The organism is Pseudomonas tehranensis (genome assembly GCF_014268615.1).
Taxonomy (GTDB): domain Bacteria; phylum Pseudomonadota; class Gammaproteobacteria; order Pseudomonadales; family Pseudomonadaceae; genus Aquipseudomonas; species Aquipseudomonas tehranensis.
This window is the reverse complement of sequence record NZ_JABWQV010000176.1, coordinates 1-10,502: the sequence shown is the minus strand read 5'-3', so window position 1 is coordinate 10,502 and position 10,502 is coordinate 1. Positions and strand designations below refer to the sequence as shown.

Annotated in this window: 10 protein-coding genes; all 10 read right to left on the bottom strand. The window is 62.3% G+C overall.

Going from position 1 to position 10,502, the window contains the following annotated elements:
- Nucleotides 1-300, bottom strand: a 300-nt coding sequence (locus HU811_RS20160; protein ID WP_186657715.1) for a hypothetical protein, incomplete at its 3' end; no start/stop codon positions are given.
- 12 nt (nucleotides 301-312) lie between these two features.
- The gene (locus HU811_RS20155; RefSeq protein WP_092403347.1) at nucleotides 313-747 is read right to left on the bottom strand and encodes a DcrB-related protein; all 435 of its coding nucleotides are present in this window, start codon (nucleotides 745-747) and stop codon (nucleotides 313-315) included.
- An 18-nt stretch (nucleotides 748-765) separates the two neighbouring features.
- Nucleotides 766-2,697 carry a type VI secretion system Vgr family protein gene (locus tag HU811_RS20150; protein WP_092403349.1) on the bottom strand — a complete coding sequence of 644 codons (1,932 nt, stop codon included), beginning with the start codon at nucleotides 2,695-2,697 and terminating at the stop codon, nucleotides 766-768.
- Nucleotides 2,698-2,864: 167 nt separating this feature from the next.
- Nucleotides 2,865-5,543, bottom strand: a complete 2,679-nt coding sequence (gene tssH / locus HU811_RS20145) for a type VI secretion system ATPase TssH (RefSeq protein WP_186657713.1) — start codon at nucleotides 5,541-5,543, stop codon at nucleotides 2,865-2,867.
- Nucleotides 5,536-6,588, bottom strand: coding sequence for a type VI secretion system baseplate subunit TssG (gene tssG / locus HU811_RS20140; RefSeq protein WP_092452987.1), 1,053 nt, complete (start codon nucleotides 6,586-6,588; stop codon nucleotides 5,536-5,538). The genes tssH and tssG overlap by 8 nt, the downstream gene beginning before the upstream one ends.
- A complete protein-coding gene (gene tssF, locus HU811_RS20135) occupies nucleotides 6,552-8,411 on the bottom strand; it encodes a type VI secretion system baseplate subunit TssF (RefSeq protein WP_092403355.1) in 1,860 nt (619 codons plus the stop codon). Before tssF ends, tssG begins: the two co-directional genes overlap by 37 nt.
- Nucleotides 8,408-8,920: a type VI secretion system baseplate subunit TssE gene (tssE, locus tag HU811_RS20130; protein WP_186657711.1), complete on the bottom strand. Its 513-nt coding sequence runs from the start codon at nucleotides 8,918-8,920 to the stop codon at nucleotides 8,408-8,410. The genes tssF and tssE overlap by 4 nt, the downstream gene beginning before the upstream one ends.
- Nucleotides 8,914-9,363 (bottom strand): hypothetical protein, encoded by a 450-nt coding sequence (locus HU811_RS20125; protein WP_186657709.1) that lies wholly within the window; start codon nucleotides 9,361-9,363, stop codon nucleotides 8,914-8,916. The genes tssE and HU811_RS20125 overlap by 7 nt, the downstream gene beginning before the upstream one ends.
- A complete protein-coding gene (locus tag HU811_RS20120) occupies nucleotides 9,360-9,818 on the bottom strand; it encodes a type VI secretion system amidase effector protein Tae4 (protein ID WP_092403361.1) in 459 nt (152 codons plus the stop codon). Before HU811_RS20120 ends, HU811_RS20125 begins: the two co-directional genes overlap by 4 nt.
- An 81-nt stretch (nucleotides 9,819-9,899) precedes the next feature.
- Nucleotides 9,900-10,388, bottom strand: coding sequence for an Hcp family type VI secretion system effector (locus tag HU811_RS20115; protein ID WP_047226771.1), 489 nt, complete (start codon nucleotides 10,386-10,388; stop codon nucleotides 9,900-9,902).
- Between the last annotated feature and the right edge of the window lie 114 nt (nucleotides 10,389-10,502).

The following is a 10,502-nucleotide window of genomic DNA, read 5'->3' as shown; positions in this document are numbered from 1 at the left end:
CTGCACCGTGGGCGGGAAGAGCGCGTTGCCGATGCCTTCGCAGATATTACTCAGGCCTTTGTCGGCCCCGGTCTTGCTCATGGCAAGGCCAACGACGGCACCCACCACCGCACCGAGCAGGAAGCAACCCAGGCCACCCGTGGCGACGGTGATGCCGGTGGCGGCCACCACGGCAGCGGTCGCCAGGGCGGTGATGGCGATATTCGCCGCCACTTCCAGCACGCCGCCGAGAATGTCGGCCATCATCGAGGTGTGGTTCAGTGCATCGCCCAGGCGAGCGGCCCAGAGCGCGTCAGACATGCAGTTCGCTCATCACGCCGGAACGTCAAACAACAACGAACCCTTGATCGTCGCCCAATGCGCCGCCTCAGCATCACCGAGCTTCTCGGCCTTCACGTAGCTCAAGGCAAGCATCTTGCGCGTGCCGGGCAGTACCAGGGCGAGCTGGAACTGGAAGACCTTTTCGTTGCCCTTGTTGAACTGGCTGCGCAGCTCGACGCCTTCGACTTCCTGGTTGGCGCCCAGGCGCACGGCGACGCCCGGTTGAGCGCGCAAGTCCTGGACCTGTTTTTCCAGGCGCTTGAGCTGGTCGTCGAGGTTGCTCTGCAGGGTTTCGCCGTCGGCCAGCAAGCTGCGGCTGACGATCAACGAGGTGCCCAGTTCAGGGAACTTGAGGATGTTGATCGTGGCGTCCAGCAATTCGCTTTCCGGCAGCTGGAACTGGAATTCATTGATGCGGTAAGTCATGGCACTTAAATCTCGTGGTTAGCCCTTGGGGAACGCGGCAGCGACGTTGGCGTCGATGCTGGCCTTGACGCCCTGGCCGTCGGGCGTGGCACCGGGGCCGCCGCCGTTGTTCAGGTGCAGCACGCCGCCGGTGTTGAATTCGGCATCGCCGCTGGCATAGAAGCTGATTTGCACGCCGGTCAAATTGATCTGGCCGCTGGCGTTGAGTTCCAGGATGCTTTCGCCGCACACCAGGCGCAGGTTCTCGCCCACTTCAATGACGTAGCTCTGGCTGATGCTGTCGGTCTTGCGCAGGCCCACCGACAGAATGTCTTCCTGCTTGACGATGCGCAGGCGATTGTTGCCGATGGTCACCGTCTCGTTATGGCCGATGCTCTTGTTGCGGTCGTGGCCCACCGAGTGGCTTTCATCCACCTCCACCACGATGTCCTGGTTGCGCTCGGCATGGATATACAACTGCTCGGCGCCTTTTTTGTCTTCCATGCGGATTTCGTTGAAATTCGCTGGCGTACCGCCCTTGCTCGAACGGCTTTTCATGCCGCTCTGGGTGGCGTTTGCGGGCAGGTCATAAGGCACGGTCTGTTCGGCGTTGTAGACGCGACCGGTGATGATCGGCCGGTCGGGGTCGCCTTCGAGGAAGCTGACAATCACTTCCTGGCCAATGCGCGGGATCTGCATCGAGCCCCAGTTTTTCCCGGCCCAGGACTGTGACACGCGAATCCAGCACGAGCTGTTTTCGTTGGACTGGTCGTGACGGTCCCAGTAGAAATGCACCTTCACCCGGCCGAACTGATCGGTCCAGATTTCCTCGCCCTTGGGGCCGACCACCAACGCGGTCTGCGGGCCTTTGACGATGGGGCGATGGGTGGTGGGCAGCGGCCGGTAGCTTTGTTGAGCGGCGATGCAGGTCAGGCTGCTTTCGAACTGGGCCGAAGGCGCGCCGCCGCCGGTTTCACCGCTTTCCTGGGACACGTAATAGCGGGCGCCGACGATCAGGTATTCGCGGTTCTGGTCCTGGCGAGTGAAGCCGGTGAGGCTGAACAGGTGGCCCGAGCCCAGGCCGCGAGCGTTGCCGGCCAACTCCACTTGCTCGTGCAGGGTCTGCAAGGCTTCGATGCGGGTGCGGGCGTAGTGTTCGCCGTCCTGGCTCTGTACATAGGTGCCGGGGTAGTCGTACAGCGGATAGTCGCCGGCAGTGTGCGGGCGCGGCATGGCCGAACGCACGTCGATGCGCGCGCTGGGGCGCTGGAAGTCGTAGTCGTTGAGTTCCAGCGAGCCGGGCTGCACTTCCTGGGCCAGGTGCCAGTCGTGGATATGGTCGCGCTCGCGCTGCTGTTCGTTTTTCGGGTAGTAAGGCACCGAACCGTAGCCGGGCACCGTGGTGTGGGCGCCATAGGCGTCGGCCAGCACCAATACATGGCGGCCCTGTTCGTGGCGGAAGAAGTAGTAGATCCCTTCCTGCTCCATCAGGCGGCTGACGAAATCGAAGCTGGTTTCGCGATACTGCACGCAGTATTCCCACTCGCGATAGGGGCGGCTGAGGGCATCTTCGAAGTCGGAGAAACCCAGGTCGCGAAACACCTGCTTGATGATCTGCGGGATGGTCAGGTTCTGGAAAATCCGGCAATCGGAGGTACGGGTCAGCAACCATAGCCAGGGCCGCAAGGTCGCCTGGTAACTGGCGAACTGGCCTTGGTCAACGTTCTGGCTGAAGCGCGAAACGATGCCGTGGAAATGCCGCTCGCCGCCGCCGTCCAGTTGCAGGCTCACGCACATGGGTTTGCCGAGCACCTGGTTGAGGTCGATGGCGTTGTCCAGCGAGTGCAGCTGCAACTCGTAGTTGAACAGCCGCCCCAGCTCTTCGCCGCCACCCATGTCCTTGAGCAACAGCACCTCAGGTCCCAGGGGGCTGGTGATTTTGGCCAGGCGTGAGGCTTGGTTGAATAACATCGGTTATCTCATTGTGATAATGGCTGCGCCGCTGATTCCCTGAAGAAACCGGATCCATTGTGGGAGCGGGCTTGCTCGCGAAAGCGGTGTGTCAGTCAACATCAATGTCACTGACAGATTGCCTTCGCGAGCAAGCCCGCTCCCACATTCGATCCGGTTCCATTAGATCAGGCCGCGTCGCTGAAATCGTACTGCAATTCATTGTCCCGGGCGCTGATCCGCACGCCGGCCAGCGCCTTGCCTTCGAGCATGCGAGTGAGGAACTCGCGGCTCATGTCCGGCAGCAGGCTGTTGGTCAGGATGGCGTCGATCATGCGTCCGCCGCTTTCGGTTTCGGTGCAGCGCGAGACGATCAGGTCGATCACCGCATCGTCGTAGTCGAAAGCGACTTTGTGGGTATTTTCCACGCGCTTCTTGATGCGGTTGAGTTGCAAGCGGGTGATGGCCTTGAGCATCTCGTCGCTGAGCGGGTAGTACGGAATGGTCACCAGGCGCCCGAGCAGAGCCGGCGGGAAAATCTCCAGCAGCGGCTGGCGCAGGGCCTTGGCAATGTCCTCGGGCTCGGGCACGTTCTGCGGGTCTTTGCAGACCTGGGCAATCAGTTCGGTACCGGCGTTGGTGGTCAATAGAATCAAGGTGTTCTTGAAGTCGATCACCCGGCCTTCACCGTCTTCCATTACGCCTTTGTCGAACACCTGGAAGAAAATCTCATGCACGTCCGGGTGGGCTTTTTCCACCTCGTCCAGCAGCACCACACTGTACGGTTTGCGCCGCACGGCTTCGGTCAACACGCCGCCTTCGCCATAGCCGATGTAGCCCGGTGGCGCACCCTTGAGGGTGGACACGGTGTGGGCTTCCTGGAACTCGCTCATGTTGATGGTGATGACGTTCTGCTCGCCGCCGTACATGGCTTCGGCCAGGGCCAGGGCGGTTTCGGTCTTGCCCACGCCGGAGGTGCCGGCGAGCATGAACACGCCAATGGGTTTGCTCGGGTTGTCCAGGCCGGCGCGGGAGGTCTGGATGCGCTTGGCGATCATCTGCAAGGCGTGGTCCTGGCCGATGATGCGTTTTTTCAGGTGCTGGTCGAGGTTGAGCACGGTTTCCAGTTCGTTGCGGGCCATGCGGCCCACCGGGATACCGGTCCAGTCGGCGACCACCGAGGCCACGGCCTGGTAGTCCACGGTCGGCAGAATCAATGGGGTTTCGCCTTGCAGGGCGGTCAGGCGCTGTTGCAGGTCCACCAGTTGCTCGCGCAGGGCATGGCTGGTTTCGCTACCGTCCTCGCTGTCCACCACGCCGACGCGTTCGCGCAGGGTGGCGCGGGTGGCGAGCAACTCGTCCACCAGGGCTTTCTCTTCGGCCCAGCGGCCTTCCAGCTCGGCCAGGCGTTCGCGTTCAGCGCTTAGCAGGTTCTCGCTCTGGGTTTGGCGGGGGCCGATGGCGATGCCGATGGCGTGCTCACGGGCGATGATTTGCAGCTCGGTTTCCAGCGCTTCGATGCGCCGACGGCTGTCGTCCACTTCGGCCGGCACGGCGTGCAGGCTGATGGCGACGCGGGCGCAGGCGGTGTCCAGCAGGCTCACGGATTTGTCCGGCAACTGGCGCGCCGGGATGTAGCGGTGGGACAGTTTGACCGAGGCTTCCAGGGCTTCGTCGAGGATCTGTACCTGGTGGTGTTTTTCCATGGTCGAGGCCACGCCGCGCATCATCAGCAGCGCTTTGTCCTCGGAAGGCTCGGCGACTTGCACCACCTGGAAACGTCGGGTCAGGGCCGGGTCTTTTTCGATGTGCTTCTTGTACTCGGCCCAGGTCGTGGCGGCCACGGTGCGCAGGGTGCCGCGCGCCAGGGCCGGCTTGAGCAGGTTGGCTGCGTCGCCCGTACCGGCAGCGCCACCGGCGCCCACCAGGGTATGGGCTTCGTCGATGAACAAAATGATCGGTTTGGGCGACGCCTGAACGTCTTCGATGACCTGGCGCAGGCGCTGTTCGAACTCGCCTTTCATGCTCGCGCCGGCCTGCAGCAGGCCGACATCGAGGCTGCGCAGTTCCACGTCCTTGAGCGATGGCGGCACGTCGCCGGCGACGATGCGCAGGGCAAAGCCTTCGACCACGGCGGTCTTGCCCACGCCGGCTTCACCGGTGAGGATCGGGTTGTTCTGCCGGCGGCGCATGAGGATATCCACCAGTTGGCGGATCTCTTCGTCGCGACCGACGATGGGGTCGAGCTTGCCGCTGCGGGCCTGTTCGGTGAGGTCGACGGTGAAGCGCTTGAGGGCTTCCAGTTTGCCCATGGCACTGGGGGCCATGGCGCCACTGGCCTCGCCCGGTACGGCACCGGCGTTGAAACCGTCGCTGGCGGTCAGGGCGTTTTCCGGGGAGTCGCCGACGTATTCGTCAAAGCGCTCGCTCAAGGCCTCGACCTTGACCTTGTCGAACTCCGACGACAGCCCCAGCAACGCATGGCGCAGGCTTGGCGTCTTGAGAATACCCAGCACCAGATAACCGGTGCGCACCTGGCTTTCGCCAAACATCAGGCTGCCGTAGACCCAACCACGTTCCACGGCTTCTTCAACATGGGAAGACAGGTCGGTGATGGAGGTCGAGCCCCGTGGCAAGCGGTCCAAGGCTTCGGTCAGATCGCGGGCCAGGCGCGCCGGCTCGATATTGAACTGGCGGATGATGCGGTGCAGGTCCGAGTCCTGCAGCTGCAGCAACTGATGAAACCAGTGGGCCAGTTCCACGTAGGGGTTACCGCGCAACTTGCAGAACACGGTGGCGGCTTCGATGGCTTTGTAGGCCACGCTGTTGAGTTTGCCGAACAACGCGGCGCGACTGATTTCACCCATGCTCATGGCTCCTTGAGGTCTGTGAGGTGTTGGCCTGTTCGGCGTAATGCCGGGCCAGTATTAAATCCTTGGCATCTGTTTCGGGGCGTCCCAACCAGGTGTTGAACCCCAGGCGCAAACGACCGTTGAGTTGCAGCGCCGGTACTTCGGGTTGTTCCAGGATCAGGTTCAGGTCCCAGTCCAGTTCATGGCCCAGATATTCGGCGACCCAGGCCACCAGCTCGTTGAAGGGTTGGCTGCCGGGCAACATGCCCATGTAGTCATCGAGCTTGAGTGGCCCCAGGCGAATGCGGAATTTGTGCTGGCGATCCCACACGTAGCGGCCCAGGCAAAAGTCCACGCCCAACTGATGGGCGCTGACGCCCACGCGGCTGCGTTCTGGCAGTTCCAGCCATTGGCCGACGTATTCTTCGATCTCCACCGGCAGGCCGAAGTACTCGCTGATGATGGCCTTCAAACCGTCCGGGTAGCGGGTTTGCGCTGATAAGTGGCCGCTGTAGTGCAGTTTCGCCGTGTCAGGAATCAGCCCTTGCTTGAGCAAGCTCGGCATGCCCCGACCACTGAGGGCGGCCAGGCGTGCCGACCAATAGTCGTCGTCCGGGCGATCATGGCTGACCGTTGGCCGCGCTTCGGCCCAGGCCCGGTAGAACAGGCTGAGGAGGCGATGGTGGAACACGTCGAGGAAACGTTTGCTGGTGCTGTCGGCGTTGTTGCGCTGGCGTTCGCGCACGTATTCGGTGATGTGCAGCGGCAGCGGGCCGTTGGGGCCGCCGAGGCCGAAGAAGAACTGTTCCAGGCGCGCCGGCGCACCGTCGAGGCCCGGTTGCACCGAGGCCAGGGTCGCCGGGGCGAAGGTACATTCGGCCTGTTGCCCCAGGCGCAGCGGGTCATCGGCCAGGCGTAATGAATGGCCCAGACGCGGCAGTTCGGGGGATTCGCACTCGATACGCCGCAAGGCCTGGAAGAAGTCGTATTCCCAGGGCTCCTGGTGCATCGCGTCCAGGGTACTCAAAGGGTCGGACGACGTCCGGGCTTGGCTTTCCATCGCATGATCTCGCCGCGTTCGGTGGTACGGATCACCGTCTCGGTAAAACTGTTGATCGACACGTAGCGTGCCAGGAAGCGCTCGAACACCGCGCCGAGCAAAAACACCCCGGTGCCGCGAAACGCGTTTTCATCAAATTCCAGGGTGATTTCCAGGCCACGACCAAACACGATCGGGCCGGGCATCGGCAAGCGGCGGGTGCAGGCCTTGCTGCTGACTTCCCGCAGGCCTTCGATCTGCAACTGCAGCGCTGCATCGTTGCTGTCGCCGTACAGGCGCAGCAGTTCGCGCAGGGCAGCGGCGCCCTGGCCTTGCTCGCTCAGGGACAGGTAATTGAGCGACAGCTGGCTGATCAAGCGCCAGGCCTTGGCGTCGTGGGCATGGCTGGCCCGTGGCCGACTGGGACCTGCTACGCAACGAATCGCGCCAACGGGCGCGCTGTCGGCCAACGTGAAATCGGTCTTGCCGTTGCCCACACTCATGAACAGTGGCAGGTCGCGGTTGGTGCACAGCGCCGTCACGCCCAGTTGGCGCAGGTCGTGGCGATAGGGCGCCTGCTGGCTGTCCACCAGACTGACGAAGGTTTCGCTGCCCACGTAGGTCGAGCGCGGGCCGTTGCGTCGCTGGTCGCTGGATAACACTCGCGGCTCACGTCGTACTGTGTAGTAGGCCTGGTCGCGCCCGTAACGTGACGGATCGCGCACGGCATAGAACGGCAGGAACGGCTGCTCCGGCCCGGTGCCGTGGCCGGTGAGGCCGGTCAGCGAATGCACTTCGAAATCCATCGGGCGGGTGCGGTCGGCGATGACGTGATGTTCGTTGACCCGCTCCGAGAGGTGGATGCGATCCAGGCGCTTGGGGAACAGGTTGATCGCAGGCGTGCAGAACGGCAGAAACTGCGCGGCGCCAACGCTGCCCTCCAGGCTCGGGTCGTGACGGTCGAACAGCACGATCAGCTCCAGCTCCTGACCGTCGCAGCGCTTGACCGCGCGGCTCAATTGGGTGAAGTCGACGAACAGGAACCGATGGGGCAGGGCGAAGTATTCCTGCAACAGGCGATAGCCCTGAAAGGCGCGCGAGACCACGGGCAGCGCGGCATCGGCGTCGTCGAAACCCCGCGAGCACAGCGCGTCCTGAGGCAAGCGTTCAACCCAATCGCCGCCGGGCTTGCGGGCGAACACCGCGCAAGCATTGCTCAGCAGTTGTTCGTAGAGGCGGAAGGGCTGTTCGTCGGCACCGCTGAGGTACAGCGGCAGGTTGTCCAGGGGCAGGCTGTTGAATGGCAGTTCGGCGCCTGTACGCAGGGTCAGGCGCAGGCCGGCCTTTGCCTTCGGTTCGCTGGCGGCCAGGCGTCCGAGCACGGCGGACGGGTTGCCGAAGTACTCGGCCTGGCTGACCTGCAGCGGCCACAACGTCACCGCGTGGGCGGTGCGGTACTCGCAGCAGGTCTGGGTTTCACGCCCCAGGGCGGCGCGCAGGACGGTGTCCCGGGGCAGCGCAAAGCCTGCGCTCAGCGAGCCCTCATCGGGATCGGTCTGCAGTTGCACCACGGTCATCGACGGCGTGGGCGCCAGATAGTGGGGGTAGGCGATTTCCAGCAGGTTATGGGTGAAGGTCGGGTACTCGGCATCGAGCTTGAGCTGCACCCGCGCCGTCAGGTAGGCGAAGCCTTCGAGCAAACGTTCGACGTACGGGTCGGCGCAGTCCATCCCGGACAACGTCAGCCGACTGGCGATCTTGGGGTATTCCTTGGCGAACTCCGCCGCGCTTTCGCGCACATGGTGCAGTTCCTGGTTGTACAGCTCCAGCAGGCGCGGGTTCATGGGCGTCTCCGCTGGTCGGCATGGACCACGCGCACGTGGCCGGTTTCCAGGTCCAGGTCGGTTTGCAGCATCAGGCGCAGTGGCACGGGCTGCGCCCAAAGGTCACCCTCAATCTCGAAACTCAAGGCGTTGTGGTTCATTTCGGCGGTTGCTCGGGCTCGCACCCGCAGGGTATGGCGCAAGATGCGTGGTTCGAACGTGGCGATGGCCTGGTGGATCAGCGCTTCGAGGGCCGGCAGGTCGACGTTCGACGCGCTGTTGCCGGCCAGCGCCGGCAACCCGAAATTGACCACAGATGTGCCTGCCGGGGTGTACAGCGTGGCATCGGCATCGAGCAACGAAGTGGTGTTGAGTAACCAAGCCAGGTCGCGCAGCACCGAGGCTTTCAACTGGGTGAGCGACAACACGCGCTTGTCGGCGCTTTCCTTGAGGTTGCTCGGGTCGTCGTCGGTCAACCGGTCCAGCAGGGACGGTTGCAGGCGATCGCGGGTGGCGATTTCGGTTACCAAGTGAAAAGGCCCGTGTAGTCTTTCTGATCGCCTGCACCGCGCAGGCAACTACCCGTGCGAGCGATTATCGAGGGTTCGAGTTGTCCGTTGATCTGGCGTATGGCGCGATACTCGGATCGACACTCAGGACTGTCCTCAGCCGTTGTCGTCAAATGAATAACGATGACAATGGGCACTTTGCCGAAGGTCTCGACATGCGATTTGCCTTGTCTGTCGACGGTGAATTGGCAGGGCCATCGCAAGTCGAGTGGCATTAGGGTCTGGTCTGGTTTGCGTAGCGCGCAGCGTTGTTGGTCATTCACCAGCGTTAACTGTTGCCCGCCCATCGAGACCACTTGATTCACCGCTGCGGCTGGCGTCGCCGGTGCAGCTTGCTGCCCGGCACAGGCCGTCAGACTCGAAAGCAAGCAACCCATAAATACTGCGCAATGAGCTTTGATCATAAAAGCTCCCAGAACCAGATCGCCTTGGATCGATAGGAAGGATCGTCATACCGGCTAGCGGTAAAGCCACGGTTCCACAGATCGATATGATCGCCGGTGCGACCGTCTAGAGACTCTCCCAGTTGTTGGAAGCAGTCCTTGAAAAAAATAAGGCCTTTTTTGTCCATCAGATTTCGGCGCTCTTCTGCGCTGCCGCCGAGGATAGTTGGACGGCCCAGGTGGTGTTTCCACAACCAATTTGCCAGCGATTCAGCCCCCCGCGCATGCCCATGAGCACACTTGGGTTCGGTGTAGGTGGACTTGTTGACCTTGATGCTCAGTTCGGTATTGAGCGTGATGCTCATGCGAATCGCGCACTGGTTGGCCCACGGACCGTCGCAAGGTTTCGCGTCAGGGTAGGTCACCAGCAGATCGGAATAGGCTTTCCACAAATTGATAAACGAAGGCTTGGCCATGACTCAGATACCGGGTGGGAAAGGATTGGATTCGAGCAAGCACCAAACACCCCCGGCGCGTGGCACCGGGGGCGTGTTCGATCACACCTTGACGTTCTGACGGATGTTCCAGCCGAACTTGACCGGGCCGCCTTCCTTGGTGCCGTCGGCTTTTTGCGGCTGATAGTCGACCATCACCTTGGCGAAGTTCAGGGTGACGTTTTCGGTCAGGCGATCATCGTTGCCCGAGCCGCCGGTGCTCAGGGAGGTGATCAGCACTTCTTCCAGGTTGATGATCATGTACTCGACCTGGCTTTCACCGCCGGCCTTGCGCACGGTCAGCTTGACCTTGTCGATGTGCTTGCCGCTTGCGCAATGCATCATCAGGTTGGGCGATGCCTTGTCGACGAACTTGGTCAGCGACAGGTCCTGCACGTTGACCTTGCCCGCACCACCGCCACTGCCCACGTGCATGTTGCCGGACTGGGACATGCCCCAGCTCCAGTTCAGGACATCGATCTCGTCCTTGTGGGCCTTGTCCATGGACTCGCCCTTGATGTCGCCGATCTTGATGAAAATATCAACAGCCATGTTTTCTCCCTGTGTGGTCTCTACCACATTGTTTGATTGACGCCGACCTTGCGAAATCTGTGACTCAATGACGATCCCCTATGGAGCCCCCTGTGGCGAGGGAGCTTGCTCCCG